The 24,606-nt window shown below is 47.8% G+C and carries 20 protein-coding genes; 14 read left to right on the forward strand and 6 right to left on the reverse strand.

Going from position 1 to position 24,606, the window contains the following annotated elements; translation table 11 throughout:
- Window positions 1-49: 49 nt before the first annotated feature.
- The 3 genes from K9W43_11985 (at window position 50) to K9W43_11995 (ending at window position 5,119) form a co-directional block, all read left to right on the forward strand.
- Complete coding sequence (locus K9W43_11985) at window positions 50-1,291, forward strand: MFS transporter (protein MCF2137943.1); 1,242 nt, start codon at window positions 50-52, stop codon at window positions 1,289-1,291.
- Window positions 1,292-1,374: 83 nt separating this feature from the next.
- A complete protein-coding gene (locus K9W43_11990) occupies window positions 1,375-3,276 on the forward strand; it encodes a hypothetical protein (protein MCF2137944.1) in 1,902 nt (633 codons plus the stop codon).
- Window positions 3,251-5,119, forward strand: coding sequence for an ATP-binding protein (locus K9W43_11995; GenBank protein MCF2137945.1), 1,869 nt, complete (start codon window positions 3,251-3,253; stop codon window positions 5,117-5,119). Before K9W43_11990 ends, K9W43_11995 begins: the two co-directional genes overlap by 26 nt.
- 84 nt (window positions 5,120-5,203) lie before the next feature.
- Here the strand turns inward: K9W43_11995 and K9W43_12000 are convergent, their stop codons facing one another.
- Window positions 5,204-6,439 (reverse strand): hypothetical protein, encoded by a 1,236-nt coding sequence (locus K9W43_12000; protein MCF2137946.1) that lies wholly within the window; start codon window positions 6,437-6,439, stop codon window positions 5,204-5,206.
- Between the two features lie 193 nt (window positions 6,440-6,632).
- Between K9W43_12000 and K9W43_12005 the strand changes: the two genes are divergently transcribed.
- Both K9W43_12005 and K9W43_12010 read left to right on the forward strand, forming a co-directional pair.
- Window positions 6,633-7,697, forward strand: coding sequence for a Coenzyme F420 hydrogenase/dehydrogenase, beta subunit C-terminal domain (locus K9W43_12005; protein ID MCF2137947.1), 1,065 nt, complete (start codon window positions 6,633-6,635; stop codon window positions 7,695-7,697).
- 25 nt (window positions 7,698-7,722) lie between these two features.
- A complete protein-coding gene (locus K9W43_12010; GenBank protein MCF2137948.1) occupies window positions 7,723-8,238 on the forward strand; it encodes an NTPase in 516 nt (171 codons plus the stop codon).
- A 5-nt stretch (window positions 8,239-8,243) separates the two neighbouring features.
- Here the strand turns inward: K9W43_12010 and K9W43_12015 are convergent, their stop codons facing one another.
- Window positions 8,244-9,986 carry a hypothetical protein gene (locus K9W43_12015; GenBank protein MCF2137949.1) on the reverse strand — a complete coding sequence of 581 codons (1,743 nt, stop codon included), beginning with the start codon at window positions 9,984-9,986 and terminating at the stop codon, window positions 8,244-8,246.
- Window positions 9,987-10,307: 321 nt separating this feature from the next.
- Between K9W43_12015 and K9W43_12020 the strand changes: the two genes are divergently transcribed.
- Both K9W43_12020 and K9W43_12025 read left to right on the forward strand, forming a co-directional pair.
- Entirely contained in the window at window positions 10,308-11,249 is a 942-nt protein-coding gene (locus K9W43_12020; protein MCF2137950.1) for a hypothetical protein, read from the forward strand.
- An 82-nt stretch (window positions 11,250-11,331) separates the two neighbouring features.
- A complete protein-coding gene (locus K9W43_12025) occupies window positions 11,332-12,216 on the forward strand; it encodes a F420-dependent methylenetetrahydromethanopterin dehydrogenase (protein MCF2137951.1) in 885 nt (294 codons plus the stop codon).
- Here the strand turns inward: K9W43_12025 and K9W43_12030 are convergent.
- A complete protein-coding gene (locus K9W43_12030; protein MCF2137952.1) occupies window positions 12,197-13,807 on the reverse strand; it encodes a hypothetical protein in 1,611 nt (536 codons plus the stop codon). The genes K9W43_12025 and K9W43_12030 overlap by 20 nt on opposite strands.
- Window positions 13,808-13,949: 142 nt before the next feature.
- Between K9W43_12030 and K9W43_12035 the strand changes: the two genes are divergently transcribed.
- From K9W43_12035 to K9W43_12050, 4 genes are all read left to right on the forward strand, one after another.
- A complete protein-coding gene (locus K9W43_12035) occupies window positions 13,950-14,855 on the forward strand; it encodes a hypothetical protein (protein MCF2137953.1) in 906 nt (301 codons plus the stop codon).
- Window positions 14,856-15,005: 150 nt separating this feature from the next.
- Window positions 15,006-16,820, forward strand: a complete 1,815-nt coding sequence (locus K9W43_12040) for a PAS domain-containing sensor histidine kinase (protein ID MCF2137954.1) — start codon at window positions 15,006-15,008, stop codon at window positions 16,818-16,820.
- A 232-nt stretch (window positions 16,821-17,052) separates the two neighbouring features.
- Window positions 17,053-17,364 carry a hypothetical protein gene (locus K9W43_12045; protein ID MCF2137955.1) on the forward strand — a complete coding sequence of 104 codons (312 nt, stop codon included), beginning with the start codon at window positions 17,053-17,055 and terminating at the stop codon, window positions 17,362-17,364.
- Window positions 17,361-18,083 (forward strand): hypothetical protein, encoded by a 723-nt coding sequence (locus K9W43_12050; protein MCF2137956.1) that lies wholly within the window; start codon window positions 17,361-17,363, stop codon window positions 18,081-18,083. Before K9W43_12045 ends, K9W43_12050 begins: the two co-directional genes overlap by 4 nt.
- Window positions 18,084-18,093: 10 nt before the next feature.
- Here K9W43_12050 and K9W43_12055 read toward each other — a convergent pair whose 3' ends face one another.
- Together K9W43_12055 and K9W43_12060 are read right to left on the reverse strand one after the other, a co-directional pair.
- On the reverse strand, window positions 18,094-18,846 hold the full coding sequence (locus tag K9W43_12055; GenBank protein MCF2137957.1) for an alpha/beta fold hydrolase: 753 nt from the start codon (window positions 18,844-18,846) through the stop codon (window positions 18,094-18,096).
- Between the two features lie 87 nt (window positions 18,847-18,933).
- A complete protein-coding gene (locus K9W43_12060) occupies window positions 18,934-20,916 on the reverse strand; it encodes a hypothetical protein (protein MCF2137958.1) in 1,983 nt (660 codons plus the stop codon).
- A 430-nt stretch (window positions 20,917-21,346) separates the two neighbouring features.
- Between K9W43_12060 and K9W43_12065 the strand changes: the two genes are divergently transcribed.
- The 3 genes from K9W43_12065 (at window position 21,347) to K9W43_12075 (ending at window position 23,598) form a co-directional block, all read left to right on the forward strand.
- On the forward strand, window positions 21,347-21,493 hold the full coding sequence (locus tag K9W43_12065) for a hypothetical protein (GenBank protein ID MCF2137959.1): 147 nt from the start codon (window positions 21,347-21,349) through the stop codon (window positions 21,491-21,493).
- A 29-nt stretch (window positions 21,494-21,522) separates the two neighbouring features.
- On the forward strand, window positions 21,523-23,340 hold the full coding sequence (locus K9W43_12070; protein ID MCF2137960.1) for an aldehyde ferredoxin oxidoreductase family protein: 1,818 nt from the start codon (window positions 21,523-21,525) through the stop codon (window positions 23,338-23,340).
- A 120-nt stretch (window positions 23,341-23,460) separates the two neighbouring features.
- Window positions 23,461-23,598: a hypothetical protein gene (locus tag K9W43_12075; protein ID MCF2137961.1), complete on the forward strand. Its 138-nt coding sequence runs from the start codon at window positions 23,461-23,463 to the stop codon at window positions 23,596-23,598.
- 8 nt (window positions 23,599-23,606) lie between these two features.
- On the opposite strand, the gene K9W43_12080 is transcribed toward K9W43_12075, so the two are convergent.
- The gene (locus K9W43_12080) at window positions 23,607-24,365 is read right to left on the reverse strand and encodes a MinD/ParA family protein (GenBank protein ID MCF2137962.1); all 759 of its coding nucleotides are present in this window, start codon (window positions 24,363-24,365) and stop codon (window positions 23,607-23,609) included.
- Between the last annotated feature and the right edge of the window lie 241 nt (window positions 24,366-24,606).

A 24,606-nucleotide genomic window follows, 5' to 3' on the forward strand; every position in this document is an offset into this window, starting at 1 on the left:
TGGCTATAAGCCAGAGGAACCCAGAACTCTGTCATCAAGGAGGTCCTAAATGCACCGATCTGGTCAATCTCTTCCCGCTCCAAGGTCTGACACCGTGTTGGGTCTGAACTCGCGGCTCTGGAGATTGGCATTTGTGCTTGGGATCGCTCAATTTTCTGCAAGCCTCTGGCTCTGGCAGTTCTCAATTCATCTTGAGACCATTATTGTTCCCTGGCAAATGGGGGTGACTTTCACAGCAGGGACCGTTGCCATACTCGTGGCCTCACCGGTCTCGGGTTTTGTCTCGGATCGGCTCGGCCGTAAGGTGACACTGATTTCGGCCTTCATTCCAATACTGCTTGGACTGGCACTCCTCTATGCATTACCCCTGTGGCCCCATGTAGTCATTGCCTTTGGTCTCATCCGCCTTGGCTGGGGAATCATCATGATCATCTCGCGCGCTATTCCCGCCGACGAGATCTCTTTGAGTGCGAGCACGGACTCTATCAGGATCTTTGCCATGGTGCTTGTCCCGACCTACATCTTTGATGGCATGGGGCCGCTTCTCGGAGGATATATACTAACGACTGGTGGTGTTCCGACCACACTCTATCTCATTGCGTTCTTTGTTGCTCTTCTTGCAATGATTGCAACTATGGTCTTTGTTTCGGAGTCGCTAAGTTCAGGTGCGAAGGACAAGGCTAAGACTGAGGGTCTCAGATCCTTTGCCAAGCTGGGGCGGCCGTTCTGGTTGCTTGTGGCAGGCACTGTGGGAATCGCCTTTTTCTTCAGGATGACAATGCCCTATTTTGGAAATCTCTGTGTCGGTGAATGGGGGATCGATGAGGGAGTGTACGCGATTAGCTGGAGTGCCTATTCCTTTACCTCTGCTCTGTTATCATATACGATCAGTGGCTTTGCGGACCGAAATAAGACGGGGGCCTTTCTCTTTGCGATTGCGGGGAATGCCGTCATTATGGGCCTGCTCGCCATAGGTTCTGGTGCATGGATGCTTGTGCTCATCAACATACTCTGGGCTGCACCTCTCGTGCTCTGGATGTCCGCCGAGAGCTCTCTTGTGATTGAAGGGATTCCCGAACATCGGCATGGGAGTGCGTTGGGGACGTACCGTGTCGTAATGATGATCGCAGGACTTGTGGCCGCCAATATTGGTGCCTATATCTGGGAGGTGACCGGTTCGTTGCGTACACTCTATGTCTTTGCCACGGTGGCAACTGTGCTCTGTACACTTCTGCTGGCTGTACTTCTGAAGGTCCGTGCAAATTATCTCAAGACTGACTCAAATGCTTAAGGGATCACTCGCTGAAACGGAGAGTGGTTCTTATTAGGCCCTTGTGCCAACTGATAATGTAAACCGGTAAGCGAGGGATATACTTGGCAGAACCGCGTTCGACAATTGCCCGAAGGATTCGAAGCACTGGTACACAGCTTCTCTCCGGTGCCCAAAAGCAGGTGGTGGATTACAAGGCGCGGTTCGATCGGCTCAAGGATGTATACGATTCTTTTCTCAGTCGTTTACTCATTCAATATCAGACGGATTTGGCAGACGTGAAATTCGTCGATTCATTCTTTGGAAAGAGAGACCTGACCTTTGCAGGAGTCGATGGCACGATCTACAAGTACCCGACCTTCGACTTGATTGTCTTCTTTGCTGGAGCCTATTCCTCTGAGGGTACAATCATTGTTGCTGATGATGGACGATTAGAAATTACTTACCGCAAGTCGCGTCTTGAGTCAGGAACTGGAATCTCCTCAGTCCTGCCGGTCTATATCAATGAAGTGGCAATGATTGATCAGACAATATTGACCCGTGACGAAGAAGGTCGTATCGATGAGACCTTGACTCGTTCGGATGACTGGATCATCGACAACACAGCTTTTGCAGATTACATGATGGGGCTCTCGGAATTCTATTTGGGTTACAAGCTCGTGACGCAGGAGCATCCTGTTGATATTCTTCTCATGGATCGGATTCTCTCTTCAGAGGTGTCTTCGTTCTATGCTGAGACCTCCCCGTTGAGGATTGATCTTGACAAAGATTGTGGCCTCATTGGTTGTAAGGTGGATGGTAAAAAGTTCACCAAGACCGAATGGTCCTATGCGCGTCGTCTGATCGGCAATCCCGGTCTTGATACGCCCCCGGCCAGAGGCGAATTTCTCTTACCGCGTATCATTAGTGATCTTCTCTCAAAAGGCCCTATGACTAAGGAGGAAATCTTGAACAATCTTGGTCTTACCGGACCTATGTGGGAACGGCGTCTTGATAAGGTGCTTAAAGAGGCTGTTCGGGCGCGAGACGGTGTGGGCCCTGTGATCAAGAGAAAGCAGGACTATTATCATGCAATTCCTCAACTGAGAGGTCTCCTTCAACGGATAGCTCATCTTGTTGATGACGTATGTGAGAGGATCTTCTCTCTTGACGAGAGTGTCTTGTACGACCAGCGTTTCAAGATTGATGGGCGTTGGATCACTACAAACGACTTAGCATTTCTTAGCCTGATGTCGTTGTATCTTACAATGGACCAGTGCTGGAAGAATCCCACTCTGCTCGTAGGTGTTGCCAAGGACTCTTCGGCTCGTGATCTCAAATCTCAGTTGTTGCCAGTTCTCAATTATGTAGGTCGTTTTCGGGGCGGTTTTGGTCCTCATGGCGATGTCCCCGACACAGACCGCATGATTCTCCAGTGGGTCTCTCTTCAGGAGTTTAACCGCTTGAAGACCCCTTGGGCCACGTGTGAATATGATACAGCGTTCAAGACGATCGTCCCGCATTTTGATAGGAAGCCGGGTCTCGTTTCTGGTGCGCGGAGAAATCAGGTCTCGCTCAATCGCACTTTCATCAAGGCGTATTTCCAATTATCGCAGGCACGTAGTGATCCCAAGCTCCGGAGTAATGTGCTCCTCTATGATCGACTTGCGTATCCGCAGTATGATGTGGGCGACCCTCAGACGGTGGTTCTACAGCACGACTATAACTATGGGCCTGAGCCACTTCCGGTCATCTTCTATGAGGGGGCAGACAATCCTATTCAGAAGTTTATCATCACGCTCTTTGCTCATATGACGCAGGCAAGTATTCCAGAGATGTTCGGTCATATACGGCCGCTCTTCGAGGCGGACAAGATCGCAAAGTATCATTATGATGAACAGGTACGTGTGATCAATAGTACACAGGCATGGTTGGTCGCCCGGCCAGAGCTGAGAGAGTATCTGTTCTATCTGGGTTCATTTAGAGAACGGAGGTCAGACATTGAACACACACGAAAATATTCCTGAAACATTGTTTACAGATTTTGATGGGATCTTTGATGGCACCCTTGCCAGAGTGGTGACAGTGCCCGCGAATTATACTTCAGAGTGGGCGGGATCTGCTGCACGGTATGAGTGCAAGATCAAAGTCCGGTACAACAAGGAACTGATGTCCTTGCTTGAAGAGGGCATGATGCTTGCAGTACCGAATTTCAGAGGCGTGTCGAAAAAGAGTGTCAAAGATAACATTCAGCGTTTTACCGTCATGGTCATCTCAAAGGTCTGGCCACAGCACTATGGTCTCAAGGGTGTGAGTGATAGCCACTATTTCCCTCTACAGTTTGAGGTCACTGAACAGGCGGTTGATGACTGGGACACGGACGACCAGACGACCATGCTTGTTGAGATGTCCGCGATTCCCATAAACCAAGACCTCGTGGTATTACCGGATGGGACGATTGAGTTCCGGAAGGGCTTTTCTTATCCCCTTGTTGGTTCGAAGGTTCACGTCCTGAGTATGGAGACCATAGACTACGTGTACAATGCTCGTGTACGTGAGGCCCTTGGAGTAAAGACGGGCAAGACGGTTTCGAACCCACGTAAAGATCCGCGGGTTGGTGTGTTACGAATGTTTCAGGAATCGGACGTAGAGATTCCTATCTATGTTGATCTTGAGAAACTCGTTCGTTATCACTTTGGGATTTTCTCATTTACCGGTGGTGGGAAGAGCAACCTGCTCTCCAACCTCTTCAGGCGAATCCTCTATCACAGCCCCGATACGAAGCTCGTCATCTTTGACATAAGCTGTGAGTATCCCTTCCTTCTCAGCGATGTTCTTCTGGACCCAAAGATCTCCAGCTCCGTCATTCTCGAACAAGAGGCAACTAGTGGGGCAGATTTTGCGCGATCAATAGTCAAACCCCGCGACTTTGAGGACGACCCTCGCGCGTCTAAGGTCTTAGAATCGGTCTTTGATCGTGGTGTTGTGACCTTCTACAGTCCGCCCTCGACTCAGATCCCCACGTATGGTGCGATCCTGAGCGAGATTCGGACGCTACGGAATGGAAGTCTTGACCGGCCCAACTATGTTCAGGCGATGGATGACATCTTGTATTCGGTGGTTGGTTGGATGGGTTCGTGGGGCAAGAACGAGGGTGATATGATCGATGATGACTTTGTTGACCATCTCTCCAAGGCGTCTATGGATGCAATGGCCAAGTTCAAGGTCAATGAACGTGCGACCATTCACGCTTGGGCATCGACAAGAGACTCGTTGAAGATTTCAATTCAACGAGCTCAAGGGGCTGTCCAAAAAGGTGTGACGACTACTGAGATTCTTAAGATGCTAGGCGGAGACGAACGGCTCATCATTATCTCCATTGCAGACCCAGACACGTTGAGAGAACTTGTGATCCGTCTGACCAGTGCTTCTCTAAAATACAGGAAGAAGACCTTTGAGATCAAGCCTCACATACTCTTTGTGTTCGATGAGGCGCAGGAGTTCATTCCTAGCCGTGCCTCAGGTCTGCTTGATGATTGCAGTCGTGCTGTGGAGCGGTTGCTCAGGCAGGGACGAAAATACGGGCTTGGTGGTGCTATTGCCACGCAGCGGATTGCTTATCTGAATACGAACATCTTGCAGCAACTGCATACCTTCTTTGTGGGGACTCTTCCGCGACCCTATGATCGGACTGTGGTCAGCAGCTCATTTCAGATTGATCTTAGCATCCTCGACAAGACCCTAGAGTTTCCGCCAGGTTCGTGGTTGCTCTCAAGCTATATTGCCACAGGACTTGATAATGTACCGATCTTTGTCAAGGCTGATAATTCCGAGGACGTATTACGATCTCACGTCGAGAAGTACTCCTAGTGATGCCACTTAGTCTGTGACATACTGGATGGAAGAGTGGGGCCCTATGATGATGAACGGGCCCCCGTTCCCTGTTGCAACTTATCACTCACTTGTTTCAACAACTGATGAGTCCGCGTCCTCTTTTTCTTCTTCTTCTTTCACATCTTCTTCCTTTGCCTCTTTTTCTTCCTTCTCTTCCTTCTCCTCCTCAACATCCGCCGCTTCGATCACAGGATGTTTCTCCTGTACGGATTCGTCCAAGAATACCAGATATGGAAATGATGCTTTGACAAGGCTGTCAAGAGTGCTCTCTATATCCGGATTCATTCTCACGGAATCGGATTTTAGGTCAAGGAAGAGTGGCTCGGGAATCGAGTCAAGTACCATCTGAAGTGAACGCCGTGCGAAGTAGGTGGCTCGCTCACAGATGAGCAGGGCCGTGAGATCCTCACGCCATTCGAAGAGCAGAGTTCGATGGGTGATGTCGATTCGTCGTAGCTGCGCATTGGTCTGAAGACTCTCCGAGAGGACAGAGGAGATCGCAGCAATTGACATACTCATGAGCTGGTCTGAGACAACGATTTTTTCGAAGCCTCGTGACTGTATTGCCCGGGAGTAGACCGCGATCCCAGTAGTGTTGAAGATGATGATCCGAAAGAGTGGTGTTGGTAGCCTGTACAGATAATTTGGATTTCCAAGGTACACTCCTATCAACATGACCAATCCGATAAAGGTGACCAGATCTCCTATCTCGTAGACCGATACTTCAGCGATAGACTTGAGTGAGAAAAAGTTCCCGATGATCGGGGGAATCCCTCCAACTGCCAAGACCAGCAGTGCTGAGGTCTCGACCATCCCTTCACGCTCATGCGTCATCATCCAGCTCTTGATGGATACTGACGCTCCGAACAAGAATGCGTTCATGCGGATTGCATCATGAGCAAAGTCGTTGGCCATCGTCAGCTGATGGATGCTTGTCCCCTGCGTGATCATGACTGCCGTAGTGATTACTCCCATTCCCACAAATGCACTCATTATTGCGAGTCGGATAAGCTGAGGTCTCAGACGTGATACTTGTTCAAAATGAATGTATATCGCGTAGTACATGAAAATGTACGCAAAGCCATTGGCTAAGACTGATGTATTCGAGTTCAGGAAGTCTGGCAGGAATGGCCGGAACGCCCACAGTGTCAGACCAATGATTCCGAAGATGAGGGCAATAGTCAATACATGTGCTCGTCGGTTCTTTCTGAATGTCTGGTAAATGAACAGGAGAACCAGTATTAACAAAACGATCCAGAGTGCGAGAACGACCATGTTCTCGGGTTCTAATTGCATCACTTGACACACCAACTTGGGAGCAATCGTTGAATATTATAGGAAAAATAAGTGCTTCTCGCCATATTATGTTTCTTTGACTGTATTCCTTAGAGCTTATGAACCACCAAAACGAAAAACGCGAAAAATATCGGTCAGTGTTTCCGTCATATCTAAAAGCAACACACTTTGTTCTCACTTGGAGTCTGTTCATATGGCAGTGGATGTTGCACGAGGCCTTGCCCGTGGGTCACGATGGCTAAAGGCAAACACGAAGCGTCTTGCATTCAGACGACTAAAGAAAGATGTTATAGATCGTGAAGCGTGTACCGAGTGTGGGGCGTGCGTTTCGAACTGCCCTGAGGATGCATTGGCCCTAGTAGAGACCGATGATCGATTCGTTCCCACGCTGACTGGTAAGTGTAGTGCTTGTGGGATCTGTTATGTCGTCTGTCCACGGACCCATGTCTTTTGGGACGATCTCCTTGGCGAATTCCGGAGTGTCTGGCAGGCCCGTGTAAAGGAAGGCCATGGTGGACAAAACGGTGGTGTGGTCACTGCCATTCTTGCCTATATGTTGGAGAATGATCTCACCGATGGAGCTGTGGTCGTGCGTCATGATGATGGACGGAAATGGCGGCCAGTTTCCACCATTGTCAGAACTCCTGAAGAGGTTCAAGCGTCAGGCGGGACATGGTATACACACGCTCCTGTTGTTCAGGAGATGATGAACGGGTTTAGACAGGGTTTCTCGCGTATTGCTGTTGTCGGGACTTCGTGTGACATTGACGCCATTCACAAACTTGAGACCCATCCTGCGGGTCTGTTACAAGTGGAGTCTGCTGCTCATGTCTTCAAGATCGGTCTCTTTTGTATGAAGGCCTTTGACTATAAACGACTGAGAAATTTCATGGCCGAGTCGCACCTTGGGATGACCGAGATCACCAAGATGGAGATTACAGCCGGAAAGTTTCGTGTCTTTGTTGGTGATGAGGTCCGCGAGTGGCCCCTCTCTGTCTTTGATTCGATAGGTGCTTCTTCTTGTTCGTACTGTCACGATCTCACTGCCAAGAATAGTGATATCTCCTGTGGCAACTTTGGCTCTGATGATGAGTGGACCTCAGTCATCATTCGTTCCGTAGAGGCTGAGCATATCTTTCAAGAGATGGTCGCGGCTGGAATTCTTGAGGCCGAGGTCATCGAGGGGAAACCACTCAGAACCATACGGAATATGGCCCGTGCAAAAGCAATGCGTTACTATTCTCTTCCCACAGTTTAATAGATAAATATGCAAGCACGAAAAGATGATGATGAACATTCTTCTGACTGGCCCTCCTGGAATCGGTAAGACCACAGCGATCCAGACCATTGTAGAACGATTAGGATCTGCTGTTGCAGGCGGCTTCTGGTCACGGGAGATTCGTCAAGACCGCCAGCGTGTAGGCTTCGAGATTATCTCACTGGCTGGCGAACTTGGCATTCTGGCACATGTTAAGGGCGTGACAGGACCGCGTCTTGGGAAATATCGAATCAATGTTGCGGATATTGAACGAGTGGCAGTTCCTGCGATGCGTGCAGCACGCGAAACCAACAAGATCATTATTGTGGACGAGATCGCAAAGATGGAACTCTTCTCTCAGTCCTTCAGAGATGAGGTCTCACGCTGTCTGGATACGGGTCGTGTCATAGGGACTATCCAACAACGTTCTCTAGATTTTCTTGATGCTGTACGAGCGAGACCTGATGTCTTACTTCTCACACTTACAAAAGAGAATAGAGTGCAGGCCCCTGAAAAAGTACTGGGCCTGCTCGATGTATAGTTGGTCTATCTTGTCTTGGTCTTGATATACAAGTATGTGATGACCAGTAAGGATAGCGCACCAAGTATGAGAATTGGCACCCATAGCAATGGGGGAGTGATGTCTTCGGTAAACCCTGTCACTACAACGGGTGTCCACTCTGACGTGTAGACGTTGTGCGCTGTGGAGTTATCGGTCACAAGAACTCGATAGTAGACAGTAGAGCCGATTGAAAATGCTCCTATGTCTGCCATGTACATTCCATCAGTAAACAGGGTCATATTCTTCTGGTGAATGTTCGTTTCATCGATGCGCCATTCGACTTTCACATCTGAGATGTTGTTCAGATCCCACGCATACGCTTGGACAGTGAGGTTATTCTCTTCAGGAGAATTGTACGCTTGGATCACTGCAATGTCCGTGACCAGTGGCAGATGTGCATCTGGAGTGACGGTGACATTGACCAACGAGATTGTCGTCTGGTTAAAGTAGTCAATGAGCGTGAGATTGAAGATATGCATGCCCACAGTCATATTATCCGCGGTCACGTTGAAGGCCATGTTCTCCCATGTGCCTGCTTCAATTACTTCGCCATCTCGAGTAAGGTTGAATGTCTTTGGGTTGCTCTCATCAATTGACCAATTGACGAAGTATCCCGTGTATCCCTCCTCATAGGAATAGTCTGGTGTGGCATTCACAACAGGCGCTCGGACATCTTTGTAGACTGTGACATTGACAGCATCACTGGCTGAATGTCCGAACTTGTCAAACAGTGTGATATTGTAAGTGTAGTTTCCCACGTACAGTTTGTCGATGTACACAAAGATCTGGTCGCCTTGAGGATTAACTAGGGTCCAGTCCGTGTTCGTTATGTTGTCAAGTGGGACTTCAGACTCCTTGAAGTATCCATAGGTCTTGTTGATGTACGTATACGTGATCGTGATTGTGTAATTCTTGGGATTACTGTCGTAAACGGTCCACTCAAGTTTGTTGCCCTTCGCACCATACTCATAAGAGATGTCATCGGGAGATGTGACAGTCGGATTGGTCAGGTCCTCATAAACTGTGATGTTTACGACACTTGTGGAATTATGTCCAAGGGTGTCATTGACAAATAGCGTGTAGATGTACCAGTAGGATGCATTACCGCCATCGATATTGATCGAAATATTGCTGCCATCCCAATCACCCGCTTCGATCACTTTGGAAGGGCTGTTTGGATCATTTGACTCACGAGTGACATTGTACACATCAGGATTGGTTTCAGTGATGTTCCATTTGATGTAGTGGCCAAAGCTACCTTCTTCATATGAGAAGTTGGCAGGCTGCGTGATAATGGGTGCTGCATTGTCTGGAACGACAGTGACTATGACTTCATCTGAAGCGGACTCATTCTGCTTGTTGAAGACTGTGCAGACAAACGTGAAGGTTCGTGGCAGTGAGTACGTGAGATTATCAGTATAGAGCCGATCCATGCTGGCTATTATCTCTTCTCCAAACCACTCATTTGAGAGAAATGTTTCGCCATCGCGGGTGATCGTGTAATTCTTCGGGTCTGACGTTGTAGCATTCCATACGATATTCTTGCCGTGTGTGCCATTTTCAAACGACAGATCCGGAGGGTGATTTATCGAAATCTCTGCGATAACGTGACCGTTATTCGCTATCGAGATCTGTGGTATTCCAATGAACACAGTAATTGCTGGTGATAGTACAACCCACGCAACGATGATACTAAAGGCCATTCTCCGAATCTGACGCGTAGACATTAAATCAGCTTCCCTTGAACGCGTTGACTGCCCGCCCGAACTCTGCCCTCTGGTTTTATACTCTTCGGTGCGATAGCGGTTGTACTGATGTTCTCATTTTATATGGTTCGTATTCAGTATCGCATTTTCATTTTATATTTAGTTCTTAGTTTAGCACTTGGTCCTAATCATTCGTCCCTATGGTGCATTCTACCAAAATGGTCATTCTTCTACTCCGCTCCTAGGAGGCTTGTCTACTCTAGGCCTACTGCTAAGCAAATCCCACATAAGATATTAAGTGATGATGCGGTATTTGTATTAATTCTTGGAACCGTGACTGAGATGCCAAAAGAGATGCATGCAATTTGGTGGGACGACAATCTGGGACCGATGATTGGGCGTTCTTATCCTGAAGGTGCTTCTCTCACGATAGAAGAGGCCCTTCGGATATTCATGGGGCATGGGATCAATCAAGAGGCCAAAATAGGCTATACCAACCTCTCGCGTGGTCTTGTGATTTCTTTACTCTCCACGCCCAATTGTATTGCGGTCTTGTTGGACGAGCACGAAGATCCACAGCTTGTAGAGCGAAATCTCATCCGACTCGTAGATGAAATCGATTTCAACTCTTCAGACTGGGACTCGGAGATTGCTCAGGCGTTTCAGCGTATCAATCAATTGTCGCAGAGTTCATCACGCGACCAATTGCTCAAGCGGGAAGATGTTCGTCGTCTTGTTAACGATATGATTGATGGCCGGGTAGGAAAGATCGAGCCCTTGCACATCCTTAAGGCTGCGGATCGATATCCCAAGGCTGCGGAATATCTCACCGGGTCAGATGAAGAGATTGCTCGTACTCTCAACGATCTTGTTTCCGTGGGGATTCTTGTTCCCAAGAGTCACGGGCGCAAACTTGTCTGTACAAAATGTGGCGGGACCGAGGTGGCTCTCACGCTCAGCTGTCCGAATTGTCATTCCACTGATCTCTACAAAGTCTACATGCTTCACTGCCCCGCCTGTGGAAAGATTACTCATGGCGTCATCATGGATGATATGGAAGAGATCTCATGCCAGCATTGCAAGACGGCTATTCCTGTAGGCAAGATTAAAGTTCTGGGTATCGAGCTTCTCTGTAACAGTTGCTCCACAGTCACACCTGATCCTCTCATAGTTCTGACCTGTGTCTCCTGCGGCAAACGTTTCTCTTCACTTGATCTTCTTGCTGGGACTGGCCTGTCCTTTGAGATCAATCCTGCTGGACTCAAAAAGCACAGTGAGGGATAGTTCGATCTATCCGTATCCGGTGCACTTTTTCACCGGAAGCATTTTGAGTTAGGCCTTTGGTCAAATTCATGGAGATTCTGCGATGTCTAGTGAGAGGATCAAGATTGGCATTCTTAAACTTGGATGCATTGGGGCAGTCCCTTTTGCAGATGTTATGCTTGATGAGCGTGCAGAACGGAATGATATTGAAACCCGTGCATTTACAAGTGGTTCGAAGATGGATCCGGATATCTGCCTCGCGACTCTTGGATCTCTTCTTGAATACGGCCCTGATTTGGTGGTTGTCGTTAGTCCCAATGCTTCATTACCCGGGCCGACCAAAGTGCGTGAACAGCTTCATGCTACTGGGATACCCACGCTCAATGTTTCTGATGGTCCTGCTGAGAAGACGTTCTATACAAAGGATGAGGCGGGCAAAAAAATCCCCTCTGTACTTGACAGGCAAGGATTCGTGATACTGCCAATGGATCCTATGATAGGAGCACGACGCGAGTTCCTAGACCCCTCTGAGATGGTCTTGTTTAATGCACATCTCCTACAGGTCTTTGCAGCAACGGGTGTCACTCGCCTACTCACATCCATCATTGATGATATCATCACGAGTCTACAAGAAAACAGACCTCCATCTCTCCCCACTATGAAGGTCTCGGCGGAGGACGTGATCGCTTCTGGTGACTTCTCAAATCCCTATGCAGCCGCAAAGGCTTATGCGGCCATTAAGATCTTGGAGGGAATTGCAAAGGTCACAACGACCGCCTCTTTCAAGGTCAAGAAGAAAAAACGGTATGTGCCTATGGTCACGGCTGGTCATGAGATGATGCGGGCTGCTGCTATCTTGGCAGATGAGGCCCGGGAGATTGAGAAGTCTAACGACTCGCTCCTGAGGACCCCTCATAGTCCGGCAGGGCTAACCCTCCGAAAGCGAGGTCTTCTAGGTCCGTACGACTCTACTGATCAAACTTCCTGAGGATCTCTCTCACTCGTTTACGGGTTGCGCTAAGGATCTTCTTGGCTCTGTCTTTACTGAGGCCCGGGACTTTGGAGGCTAGGCGTTGTGGCGTCTCTCCAGCAAGCTGGGCCGCGCTCTTGTATCCTGCTTTCTTGAGTCGTGACTCCATGGACTCGCCGACCCCGGGAATACTCCGGAACGGTAGGATTTTGTTAAAGTCCTCACTCATCACATCAATGGTCCCCTCAGGGGTCTTGATCTTTCCATCCCCGATGTCCAGTTGGCTCTGGATCGACTCAAAATCATCAGCACCTACAAAGGCGCCTACCGTGTCCTCAATGAGTTCCTCATCAAAGTTGAGTTCTAGGGCCTCAACCTCGACCTCTCGATTAAGAATCTCGGGAACATTAGATGTCAAATATGAGGCAATAAGTGCAAGCAGAATTGCAAACTCTCGACCATACACTCCTACAACATCAGGAATGACCCAACCAAAGGCACCAAGTTGTACAGCCCAGAACAATGCCATATATCCCAAGAAGAATGACCATACTATAGCGATTCTTAGAGCTCGCGTCTTCGGAGACCCCATCTCCGACCAGATTAGCATCACAAGGAGTACAAGCATAAAGCCTTCCACAAAGCGCTCAAAGATCAGCAATGGTGCCGCATTTAGGATCACAGCGGTCTTGTAGATTCCTGGTGCGATTTCTTGTCTCTCAATGCCGTAAAACGTCGAACCAAATATCGCAAGCAGTCCAGTGAGCAAGACAAGAAGGTTGAATCCCACTTTGCGCCCCCTCATGTCAGAAACAAGCCCCGCTATGATTCCACCCGCAGCGAGCATGAGCGGCTCAAACGCTCCTAGGCCACTAAATGTCCCAAGGCTTATAAACTGTTCACCTGCAATGGAGAATATATTTGCTATATTCTTTTGAGTTGAGAAATACCAGAGCATGTATGCAATAAGAATGAAGAGAGTCGGTCTGAAATATTGCTTCGAATCTTCAGCCACAGCGAGTGGGTGACGATCCCATTTCCAGGGGGAAGTGAAAAAGCTGACGGCTATGCTTACAATCACTAAAATATCAGTGATTGAATTTGCAGGTTCCCAACTTGGGTACCCGATAAGTGCGAGCAGATTGGATACCAGTACGATAAGAAGCATAATCACGATCATGAGTGCAACTGTACGGCCACGATAGCGAATGACTATGGTCTGGTTCATGAATACGGTTACAGCAGCCAGCGTGAATACAAGGCCCACAAAGAGGATAATCACACCGGCTATTGAAAATCCTGAAATGTAATTTGTCTGTAGTCCGAAGAGATTCCCTATCAAGAACAGTAGTGGAACTGGAAAACTGAATCCATAGATGATGAGTGTGGGGTTGTGAATTCTGTCCAATATCAATGCCAATGCAAGTAATGAGAGAATCGCAGCGACCAGTCCTATTCCCAGAAGAAAGAGGTGGTCGCCTATTGTCAGTCCGGAAAACAATGTTCCCATGGAGAGCGCATAGATCGAATTCGTTACAAACGCAAAAAAGGGCGCAAGACAAATGAGGGTCAGTGCCTTCTTTATAGGGTACTCTCTGTATTCAAGCATAGACTCACCTGTTTATACACACATGGGTCTACCACAAATTCATCCAAATAAGATATTCTTGTGTCCATACCTATAATGCAGAAAACGATATGCCTTAAATGTGAACTTTTCCCCATGACAATGAAGGAGAGCGAATGAATAATTGTCCGGCCGACTGAAAGTACATGAATTCATGGTGATCGCATCAGGTGGAGTACCCATTTTCCATTACTCGTTCACAGGCGAACGACGCTTGAACGAACTGCTCTCGGGTTTTCTCAGTGCGATCACTAGTTTTGCAAGTGAATTTGGGGAACGTTCGGTGCAGAGTCTCTCGTTTAAAGGCTCCGAGATTCTTTATGAGCAGGCGGACAAAGATACTATCTTTATCATGTTAGTTGATGCGGGTGCTCCCATTCATATCCTTCGTGCAGTCTTGCGCGATCTCAGTAAAAAGTTCCTCAACAACTATTCCACAGAGCTTGGCGGTGTATTAATCGTCAAGGAGTTATTTGATGACTTTGAAACCGAAGTTCATCGGGCCATCAACTATTATGAGGCACTCTTGTTGGTGACCGGCAAACTGGGGCCCTTTGTTGTACCCGAGATCAATCCGGATGCACTTGATCTCTTCTTACAGTCCACCGATCTTCTAAATGAGTTTCATCGGACCTTTGCCGGAGGGCGGAGTGTCATTGATATGATAAATGGCCAACTGACAATTCGCGATATCGGTGAGAAGCTAGGGTTGGAAGTCGACCAGCTGTTGCGTATTATTGAATTCCTTGCAATCTGGGGCGTTGTCCGTGTCTATCGCTTGTGTCCTCTTGTTCGGAAAGATGATGCGCGGTTTGATACATTTTTAGATATTATTGGTCTTCCAGAGAAAGATTACCGGTTATTGCGACGCGCTCGAATGCTCTGTAATGGTTCTCGGTCTATAGAGGACATCAGCAGGAGACTTGATGTGCTTCCCGATCGACTGTATTCGGTGCTTGTCAAACTTGGTGATCAAGTCGTTTGGGAACGGCTAGAGATCAGTGGTGTAAGCAGGCCTCGCACTCTGTAAGTTATTTTGCGCTATAGTATCAGACGATAAGACTTACGTATCTTACATACTTTTTATTAGTCAATAATCCATATCGCTTTTGACCACGACGTGCAGCATCAGTATTCTCATCTGGTTTGAAGCGATAAAAAAAGAGAGGCTGTGATACTCATGGCTCGAGATCGATCTACTACTTCCATCTCTTCCCGATTGAGAGATGTATTAGATGCCAATGTGCAAATGGTCGATGACTTGGGCCTACTTTTACTTGGCCTCGATCCAGATGGAATCATTCGTGTTGCAAATGAATGGTTTTTCACGGTTCTGCAACTGAACCACAGTGATGTTATTGGTCATTCTTTTCAGGACTTTATTTCAAGAGTTCCTGATGCAGTTGATCTTGAAGATGTGAGGCAACAGTTGGTCTCGGGAAAACTTGAGCGGTATGAACTTGTCACCAAGATGCATGGTGAGAAAGATGGTATAATCAAATGGGTTCTCTCCCCAATCGTTTCAGAATCCCTGATAATTGGCATTCGGGCTACTGGTGTTGTTGTTGATGATGTCATTCAATTGATCACCGACTGTTGTGATGACCCGTTTGTCTACAGAGGTATCATCGAGCAGATTCCAACGGGAGTATTGTTGGTTGATAAAGACGAACGGATTCTGTACGCAAACCCAGTTGCCTCCCAGATCTTGGACAAGTCTCTTGATGAATTAATTCATACGAAGTTTACGGACTTGGTGCTTGATGAGGATAAGCATATAGTAGGCGAGCAGACCCAGAAACGGTTACGGGGCGAGGTCTCTTCCTATACCGTGCGCATCGCTGATGGGCAGGGCGACATTCGTTATATCCAGATCGAGGCCGCACCTTACAAGAATTCTCAGGGCATCATCGAATACACACTCGGATATATTGTAGATGTCACGTCTATGATCCAGGCTCAGAAGACTATTGACGCTGAACGTGGAAAATTAAGAATTATTGCCGAAGCCTCAAATGACGCAATTGTCATAATTGATGATGACTTCAGAGTAGTGTTTTGGAATAAGGCCGCCTCTGCTCTCTTTGGTTATGACGCGGAAGAGGTGCTTTTCAAGAGGGTCGTCGATATTGTTTCCAGCAAGCAGACTAAACAAGTCGTAAAGCGTGCAATGAAACTTGTTGGATCGACCACAGTTCCCAAGCGTCTTCAAAATATACGAATCCCCCGACGAGATGGGACGTTTGTCGATGTCCAGATTAACATGGGCCATCTTGAGCTTGAGGGTACGCGTTACACCATCGGAATCTTTCGAGATGTTACCGACAAGTTGAAGTCCGAGAAGATGCAAGAACAACAGCACCGTGAGCTTCAGCTCTATGCATCTCTCCTACGACATGATCTACGTAATGAGATAGGGTTGATACTCTCTAACATTGACATTGCAAGAGTTCTACTGAACGATGAAATGAGCCCGGAACTGATCGAAGTCTTCGAATCGACTGAGAGTGTATGTTCTCGAATTCTTCGAATCCTCTCGACCTTTGGGAAGCCGCGTGAGAGCGGATCTGGTGATCTACGCGATATAATTAACAAGTTAGTCGAGAGTCAGCTCAGTACTTACCCCCGACTGACCATAACCGTGACCGGTCTTTCTGAGAATCAAGAGCTTCCAGTTGTTGGAACCACACTTCTTCCAATGGTGTTTGAAAACCTTATCCGAAATACTGTGACCTATGTCGGGGATGATGCACATATCACCTTTCAAGTGAAGAAGAATGATGAGGATGTGGAAATAATTGTGAAGGACGACGGTTCGGGGATTTCCAAGGGGATTCGTGAACGCCTATTTCAGAGAGGGGTCACAACACGAGGGACCGGACTGGGACTCTATCTCATTCGTGAGATCATCACAATGTTGGGTGGTACCATTGAGCTTCTAGACTCAGGTCCTGGGGAGGGTGCGGTATTCCGGATTAGAGTGCCTCTTCTCTAGTTTCATCTTTTCTATAGTTGGGAGCTGTGTGAAAAGTCTACAGACATAGATCATTCAAGTCAGAATGAATCCCGAAGAGTTTTGGATTCGAACAGAAAAAAGTGATCATTTGGTTCACACTCACTATGTTTCCGAATTTTCACACAGAGCCCTATAGTTGGTAAAGTATAAAGGTGGCTTTCATAGGCGAATTACATACTCTCTAGGAATGATAAAATTGGTAGTGCTGACAATGACTGAGCGGACGAAGAAGGGATTAATGCTTGCGATTGCTGGTGCTCTTCTCTTTGTGTTCTCCTTCTTCCTTGTTCTACCTGTTGAAACTCTCTATATTGCCGCTCTGTTTCTTCTGTTTGTTGCAGTAATTCTAATCGGAGTTGGAGGTGCCTTGGCATTGGGTTTTGATAGGAGCATTGATATTCCCTCTGAGGCCTGCTACTTCTGTAATGGTACTGGAATGGTTGATGCGCCGGACGGCGGACGGATGCCCTGTCCACGATGTGGGGGGACAGGAATCTCTCCAGATAGTTATACTGACGAATGAACAGTGAGGCGAAATATATGCGTGATCGGTTGGTCATTGGTCATCGAGGTGCTTCTGCACATGCACCCGAGAATACGCTCAAAAGTTTTGAGACCGCGTGGAAGATGGGCGCCGATATGGTCGAACTCGATATTCAATTTACGAGTGACGGCCAGATCATCTGTGCTCACGACTACGACCTGTCCCGAGTCTGTGGTCTTGATGCACTCATTCATGATACTGATTATGATACGATACGGTCTCTCGATGCTGGGAGCGGAGAACATATTCCCCTTCTCTCAGAGGTCCTTGATTTTTGCAAGGGGAAAGTGGGTATAAATATAGAAATAAAAGAGCCCGGTGTCGAAGAACCAGCCTATCGCCTAGTCCAAGAACGTAACATGCTTGATGACGTGCTCTTCTCGTCATTTTTCCATGACACGCTCAAGAATATCCGCGAGATCGACAGCAAGGCGAAGACAGGAATATTGTATAATGACCCTCCCGAAAATACCATTCAGTACGCAATCGATCTCAAGGCCAACGCCATCAACCCCTTATTTTTCACGATCACTCCTGAACTGGTGGAGGCCGCTCACAAGGCCGGGATCAAGGTCTATCCATGGACCGTCAACGATGAGGACATGATGACCGAGTTCCTGCAGATAGGTGTCGATGGCATCATCACAGACCTTCCTGACATTGCAGCCCGTGTTGTAGATGCCTTTCTACAGAAGTAGAGATCTCCTGTCACTCTAAGGCGTGTTGTCTGATCCAATCCATGATGAGAGGATATGCCTCACTGCGTTTAGGATGGCATGTGATAACATGCTCTGCGCCTTCGATATAATGTAGCTCTTTGTCTTCTATCCCGATGCGGTCATAGATCAGCTTCGCACCTTCAGGATTGACAGTCTTATCCGCTCCCGATTGGATGATGAGAGTTGGCGTCTTGATCTCTGGTAATTTCTCTTGCATTCTCTTGGCATAGGCGATAAGTCGTTGGATTGCAATAAGTGGCTCTCGTTCATAGCGTCTACGTGGGAGATCATAAAGCTCTGTCAAATATGAGGTGTCGATGGTCCTATAGGGGTGGAATCGCCTGATCAATGGTACGAGCTTTCCAAGAAAGCCCCCTACTTTTATTGCGGGCGAGAGCAAGACAATTCCCTCAAGTTGTGGCTGTCGATATGCAAGGTCTAGGGTGACAAGGCCTCCCAAAGATAGACCTGCAACGTAGATGTGTTTCAGGCTCCACGTTCTGACATACTCAAGGGCTGCCGCTGCGGACTGGTACCAGTCCTCAATAGTTGTCTTTGCTAAATCTTCAGGACTGGTCTCATGTCCCGCCAAGATCATGGTAAAGCTGGCAATCCCATTTTCTTCGAGGAATTCTCCAAGGCTCTTCATGTCCAGGGGATTCCCACAGAAGCCATGGACTAACAAAAATCCGATCTCTGCTTCATCTGGTCGTCGCTCAACGCCGCGAGGTTTTTCAGTCATACCTTTTACCTTCTGTGTTTTTATTGCTGTAATGGTATAAGATAAAGAAAAGAAAAAGGAAGGGGTAGTACACCCCTTAGAGATGTACTACTGTAATCCTTTGTACTTGAAGCCACCCTTCATGAGGCCCAAACGAATACCTGCCGATAGCCAAGTGATCAGATTCAGAATCTCAAGGCCCACAACGAGTGTAAGCACGATTGTGATCACGCTTGCTACTTCCAGTGGTGTTGGGAATCCCGAAAAGAGTGCAAATGCATAGAGTGCAATCCCTGCACCGATGATCAGTCCTGACAAAGCTGACATTCGGATGAGGTTACCCTCAAGTTCATGTCCCTGCTTCAGAATTCTGCTCCCAAGACTCAGGTTCAATGAGATGACCAACACAAAGCTGATCGTGTAGAGCATGAATATGACCGCTGCTGCTGTGAGGGCCTGATGGGTCATATCTTTCGCATCACCAAAGGTAACCACCATGAATGCGAAGAGGAGGCTCAGGATTCCAATGATCGGACTTCCACTACCCTCTGTACCGCGAGTGTACCCAACAACTGCTACGTTACGTACGATGAGTGTGAGTAGCACGAGGGTCAGGACTGTCGGGGCCTGTACTGCCATTGGCACATTTGGAAACATTGCTATGTTGAACCAGACGTATGCTGGCCAAATAGCTGGTGGGCCTGTGCCAAACGCTCCCAGCATGAATGCGATAAATGCAATGGAGCTTATCCCTGTGACGATCACAGTCAGGATTGTCTGGGCGAACATGGCCTCGCCACGAATCTTGGTCTCAATCATCAATGCAAATTGAGTGATGATGATCAGAATCCATGGAATCGTAACAAATGGTGCCAGTGTGTATGGTGACACCATGAGAAAGATTGAGGTCACGACAAGTGGTAGTCCAACTACCAGATCGTTCTTACTTGCATAGTTTGCTCCCACAAGGAACAAGATTGCGGCTGGGGATACTGTGATGAAGAATGCTAGAGCTGTTGATTGATGAGTCAAGGATGACCCAATGGTCGTACCAAAGATCCCTATTATTGCAAGGAAGACCATGAACCATTTCATTCCACCACTTATGATGTCACCAGATGCTTCGCTCGTAGATAGTTCGACAGATCCCAGTCGAGGTGCCAACATTACCCAAATTATTATTGCGGCCAAGAAGCCTTGCACTAGCCATGGTGCAGTGATCCATGAGGAGAAGTAGACCTTCTCGTTTACAGTGACTGACTCGTATGTTGACCAAGGTATCCAAACTATCGTATTGCCTTTTGCGGTCAATGGTCCAGTGAATACTGCTACTGAGCCGATTATGAATGTCATCAGTCCAGCAATACCAAATCCAAATCTTGCAGTCGGGGTGCTTCTGGCATATTCTCGAATATGTGTTTCAGGCATCCACCAATACATGGCAGTAAAAAGTTGACCCACGAGTAGAACAACAAAAGCTGCTGTGACCCCAACTCCATACAATGCTGGAGTTGAAAACGCGATTGCGTAGATGGGCCAGAAGAATCCATTAAGCAGACCCGCAAGCATTCCTATGTATGATTTGCTTGTGTCAATATAAATCACTGAAGTAAGCTGCCACATGATCACAACGAATGCGGTGATCAGTGCCATATTACTGATATAATCCTCAACATCAATCAGTCGGGTAGTGTCTATTCCCAAACCGCTCACAACTACTGCTGCAACTCCAGCAAGTACCAAGCCTGTCACCCAGAAGATACTGGGGTAACCGGATTCGAGAAGCCGACCAAGTCTCTTTGCTGCTGTCGCCTGCAAAAGAGCCCCAATGGCTAGAAGCCCTAAGAACAATGCACTTAGAGTGATGCTCAAAGGATACTCCAATAGGTACTGCTGCGCTTGGAACGGAAGTTGAACTAACGATCCCGCCGGCAATGTTCCAGGAAGAATAATCGTCACGATGCCCACGAGGGCAGCGAACACACCAAGTAGACCTCCAAAGCCAGCAATCCTACTGATAGGTTTGTATCTCTGGCCCTGAGAATCTGTCTGTGTGAAAACAGACTTGAAGGTATCAACCGTCTGTGCCATCTGTCAATCCTCACTAAGGATGGTCTCTGAACGACTTGTGAGAACTTTGCGGGTTATATATGCATATCGTTTTCCGTGTTTTGAACGAATTGCGGGTTAACTTTCGTAACACCTACAGGACTGGAAACATGTATGTGGAATATATAAAATTCTATAAGATAAAGACACTCAATGTATCACGAGAATACGCCAAGTCCTTCAGGACTCTATTAGACTCTCTTCCACCACTTGAACAACTAACAACTGAGTGGATTCTTACACGTCTTAATTCTAAAAAGAGTGAACATTCAAAGTTCTATCGTCTAGCTCAGATAAAGATGGTCTTACGTTTCTATGATCGGTCAGACTGTGAGTGGGTATCGGACAGTATGTCATCGAATGACCATATAGTACAAAAGTTAGTTCTTGACAGATAGCTGTGGTGTTAAACATGAGCGTACTTGAAGTCTATGTCAAGGGGAAAAAGATCGCCACAAACCGATTTGTTCGTGATGTCTTGAGAGATATTCTTCTTGCGGTATTGAACAATCTACACGATGTTGAGGTCGGCGAGATCTCCAAGATCGAGATATCCTGACCAACAGGTCATTGAGAGAGGGCTGAGTCGTGGACCGTTGCAGAAATGGAAGGATTCTCTGGGTCGATTTGACGACTGGGACAACTCGCAGTGAGACCCTTGCCCCGGAAGTCTATCATGATTTTATCGGTGGTAAGGGGCTTGGTGCCTATCTTCTGTTCACGCATCTCAGTGCAGGCGTGGATCCTCTTGGTCCCGAGAACATGCTCATCTTTCTAACAGGCCCCCTCCAAGCCCTTCCCGGTCCCAGTGTAGGTCGATGGAGCATGGTCACAAAATCTCCTCTCACCGGACTCTTTCTAGACTCTCATTGCGGTGGACCGCTGGGCCGGGAGATCAAACGAGCTGGATACGATGCGGTCTGTGTGACTGGAGTCGCCTCTTCTCCGAGTGTTCTTGTCTTGTCTGATGATGGTGTTTCGATAGATGATGCGCCCTCTCTCTGGGGCGAGGGGATCTATACAACAACGCGTCGGCTTCATGAGCAATATGGTTCTCAGGCAGCGGTCTATACGATCGGTCCTGCCGGAGAAGATCAAATCCCCTTTGCCACTGGTGCCTGTGAGATCGCACATCAGACCGGGCGAGGTGGAGTTGGAGCAGTCCTTGGTTCCAAGCGTCTAAAGGCGGTGGTCGCTCACGGAACGATCAAATTCGAAGCATCTGATCCCGATGAGCTACGTGCTGTGAACCGTGAAGTGACTGCCACGTGGCGTGAGAACACGGAGGGCTTCAAGTCAATTGGAACCGCCGCCCTTGTTGAGATCGCAAACGAACTTGGACAGTTCCCGTCACGAAACTGGAAGGCCGGATTCTTTGAGAAGTACGAAGATCTCGATATGCATGACCTTCACAAGACGAACGCTCTCGGAGATCACTTTTCGTGTCCGCATTGCATCATGCGCTGTACACATGCCTATCGAGCTCAAGACCCACGTAATCCCACAGAAGAGATCGAATCGACTGTGGAATACGAGACCTTAGGTCTCATGGGCGGCAACCTTGGGATATCTGATCCGGAGACCGTTCTTCAACTCAACTATCTCTGTGATGATCTCGGACTCGATACGATCAGTTGTGGAAGTGTGATCGGTTTTGCTATGGAGTGCTTTGAACGTGGTTTCATTACACGTGACGATCTGGGATTTGATCTCCGATTTGGTGATGCTGCAGCAGCGCTCCGGCTCGTACCAATGATTGCGAAACGTGAGAGGATTGGTGCGACCTTGGCGCTTGGAGTACGGCGTGCGGCCGAGGTGATCGGACATGGCAGTGCCGATCTTGCAGTCCATGTAAAAGGACTTGAGTGCGCTGCGTGGGATCCCCGAGGCAGAAGAGGTATGGGTCTGTCATACGCCACTGCTGAGGTGGGTGCAAGTCATCTACGTGGCTGGCCTGCAACGACGGAACCTCCCGATTCTTCAGCGGTGGACATGGTGGAATCCATGGTTCGTTCCCGTGATGAAAAAGTCCTGACCGACTCGTTGATCGTCTGTCACTTCACGTACCATCTGCCTCTCAAACTCGAGCAGAAGATCCGGTTGCTTAATGCAGCGACCGGGGCGAGCTATACGCAAGAGGACATATTCCGATTTGCTCATCGTGTGGCGACTCTTACCCGGCTGTTCAATATCAGAGAGGGCGTGACTCGTAAGGATGATGATCTGCCGAAGCGGTTCTGGGAACCCCAGACACAAGGTCCACGTAAGGGACTTGCTGCATACATAGATCGTAATGACTTCGAGCAGAGCCTTGATCGATTCTACGAGATTCGTGGTTGGAGTAAGGATGGTGTTCCACTGACTGAGACCGTCAAGCAATTAGGACTGGACTCGATGAGCCTCTGATCCATATGAACGGGCTGTCGATCGGTCTTGGCTCATTGAGTTCTTCAGGATTCTTTTGAACTAATACTCATACGTGAAATTGATATACCTTCGTGACTTAGTACTCATGGGCTTATAGTAATGAGCGACATGGCATATTCGTATCCGCGATATCGATCAAAAGACAGTCTGTTACTAATTGTCTTAGTGATCTCTCTAATTCTCCTACTCTCGGCACTGGCAATCATGTACATTCCCGATATGATCACCAGTCCCTAGCAGTAGTCTCATTTGGCAAATATGCGATAGAGGTCTTCCATCTTTTTAGTGAACACACTATCCGGGTGCCGTAAGGTCACCACGTATCTACTTCCAGCCTCGATCAGTAGAGGGAGCAATGGGATAATGGTTGCCACCTTTGCCTTGAACTTCTGTTCGACTTGTCTGATGATGTCCTTGTCCTCGTAGATCTTCGGTTTTTTATTAATTACTATATGAATGTCGGGGACCTGCAATTTTCTTGCAACGCTTAGAGTGGCCGCCGTCCCCAGCAGGTCCTGCTCATCAACCCTCGCAACGACAAAGAGATAATCTGCGGTGGCCATTGAGAGTAGGGTCTCCCGGTCGAGACCCGGGTGAGTGTCAATAATAAGATAGTCCAATTTTTTCTGTTTGATCACGTCGTGGAACCCATTTCTCAGATCACTGACCTCGTAGCCTTCACGAAGGATGCGAGTAATGTCTGAGGCACTCATCGATGATGGTATGAGAAAGAGTTTTCCCTTTTTGATCCCAAGTTCTTCTGTGAGGTCGAGACACGTGTCACCGATGTCACACTCTCCTCTGAGATAGTCGTTGAGTGTGTACTCTAGTCTTTGACGACCCTTACCGAATATGATGTGAATCCCCGGGCTTGCCATATCGGTGTCCATGACTGCAACACGTTTTCCTTCAAGGGCCGCAGTTGCTGACAGATTAGCCGCTATGTTTGATTTTCCTGTACCGCCTCTAAACGAATGAATGCTTACTATCTTTCCTTTCACCATTGAACACCTTTCAGTCGCATTCCCTTAGATCTCTTTAGGTTCTCCATGTCACAAGGTTACCAAGCCTTTCAGGATTTCTATGTTTTTCAAAGTGGGGATTCAAGTGTTTTGCTCAGTTTCCATGAGTAATGTTTTGGCATCACAGTAGTTTCATATTTGGTTTAGGGCCTCATAATCCCTCTTATCCATTCCGATTAATTATTGTTCTCTCTTAAATATATTTAAACCAAAAGATGGCAAA

The organism is Candidatus Thorarchaeota archaeon (assembly GCA_021498125.1).
Classification (GTDB): domain Archaea; phylum Asgardarchaeota; class Thorarchaeia; order Thorarchaeales; family Thorarchaeaceae; genus B65-G9.

What these genes read in the sequence shown, in the direction of transcription:
- K9W43_11985 (MCF2137943.1), top strand. Translation starts at nt 50, where the DNA reads ATGCACCGATCTGGTCAATCTCTTCCCGCTCCAAGGTCTGACACCGTG.
- K9W43_12000 (MCF2137946.1), bottom strand. Translation starts at nt 6,439, where the DNA reads ATGCAATTAGAACCCGAGAACATGGTCGTTCTCGCACTCTGGATCGTT.
- K9W43_12005 (MCF2137947.1), top strand. Translation starts at nt 6,633, where the DNA reads ATGGCAGTGGATGTTGCACGAGGCCTTGCCCGTGGGTCACGATGGCTA.
- K9W43_12010 (MCF2137948.1), top strand. Translation starts at nt 7,723, where the DNA reads ATGATGATGAACATTCTTCTGACTGGCCCTCCTGGAATCGGTAAGACC.
- K9W43_12015 (MCF2137949.1), bottom strand. Translation starts at nt 9,986, where the DNA reads ATGTCTACGCGTCAGATTCGGAGAATGGCCTTTAGTATCATCGTTGCG.
- K9W43_12020 (MCF2137950.1), top strand. Translation starts at nt 10,308, where the DNA reads ATGCCAAAAGAGATGCATGCAATTTGGTGGGACGACAATCTGGGACCG.
- K9W43_12025 (MCF2137951.1), top strand. Translation starts at nt 11,332, where the DNA reads ATGTCTAGTGAGAGGATCAAGATTGGCATTCTTAAACTTGGATGCATT.
- K9W43_12030 (MCF2137952.1), bottom strand. Translation starts at nt 13,807, where the DNA reads ATGCTTGAATACAGAGAGTACCCTATAAAGAAGGCACTGACCCTCATT.
- K9W43_12040 (MCF2137954.1), top strand. Translation starts at nt 15,006, where the DNA reads ATGGCTCGAGATCGATCTACTACTTCCATCTCTTCCCGATTGAGAGAT.
- K9W43_12045 (MCF2137955.1), top strand. Translation starts at nt 17,053, where the DNA reads ATGACTGAGCGGACGAAGAAGGGATTAATGCTTGCGATTGCTGGTGCT.
- K9W43_12050 (MCF2137956.1), top strand. Translation starts at nt 17,361, where the DNA reads ATGAACAGTGAGGCGAAATATATGCGTGATCGGTTGGTCATTGGTCAT.
- K9W43_12055 (MCF2137957.1), bottom strand. Translation starts at nt 18,846, where the DNA reads ATGACTGAAAAACCTCGCGGCGTTGAGCGACGACCAGATGAAGCAGAG.
- K9W43_12060 (MCF2137958.1), bottom strand. Translation starts at nt 20,916, where the DNA reads ATGGCACAGACGGTTGATACCTTCAAGTCTGTTTTCACACAGACAGAT.
- K9W43_12065 (MCF2137959.1), top strand. Translation starts at nt 21,347, where the DNA reads ATGAGCGTACTTGAAGTCTATGTCAAGGGGAAAAAGATCGCCACAAAC.
- K9W43_12075 (MCF2137961.1), top strand. Translation starts at nt 23,461, where the DNA reads ATGAGCGACATGGCATATTCGTATCCGCGATATCGATCAAAAGACAGT.
- K9W43_12080 (MCF2137962.1), bottom strand. Translation starts at nt 24,365, where the DNA reads ATGGTGAAAGGAAAGATAGTAAGCATTCATTCGTTTAGAGGCGGTACA.